Annotated in this window: 1 protein-coding gene; it reads left to right on the top strand. The window is 46.2% G+C overall.

All coding sequences use genetic code 11. From position 1 onward, the window contains the following. Positions 1-33 precede the first annotated feature (33 nt). A partial coding sequence (locus AB4585_RS23220) for a flagellar biosynthetic protein FliP (RefSeq protein WP_372171144.1) occupies positions 34-584 on the top strand: 551 nt, incomplete at its 3' end.

Below are 584 nucleotides of genomic sequence, written 5' to 3'. Positions count from 1 at the left end.
CAACGAAAGCTTACGGCCAAATCGTTGAAGAAAATGGCACTTACGGTGTTCGTATCACAAAACTGGTTAACAATGCGTAAACTACTATTGCTACTCCCCCTGATTTTCGGGGGGCTCTTTGCAGCCTTTCCATCCTTTGCAAATGATGGATTGAGCGTACTCACTGTTACCACCACCGACACAGGTCAGGAATACAGCGCAAAGATACAAATCTTAATCATGATGACGCTGATCGGATTTATTCCTACAGCGCTTTTGATGTGCACCTCTTTCGCGCGCTTCATCATAGTTTTTTCCCTGCTTCGACAAGCACTAGGCCTGCAACAGAGCCCTCCTAACCAAATCTTGGTAGGTATTGCTCTGGCTATGACGCTACTGATAATGCGACCTGTTGGAAATGACATCTATGAGAATGCTTACACCCCATACATCAATGAGGATGTGACCTTCCAAGAAGCCCTGCTGATCGCCAAAAAACCAGTTACTAACTTCATGCTCAATCAAACTTCCGCCGAAACCCTAGCGCGAACCCTTGAGATTGCAGGAGAACCAGCAGACCTAGAGCGAGAAGAAATTCCCTTTCT

The organism is Vibrio sp. 10N.222.49.C9 (genome assembly GCF_041474985.1).
GTDB lineage: Bacteria > Pseudomonadota > Gammaproteobacteria > Enterobacterales > Vibrionaceae > Vibrio > Vibrio crassostreae_C.
The sequence above is the reverse complement of the archived record's forward strand: the minus strand, read 5'-3'. Positions and strand labels throughout refer to the sequence as shown.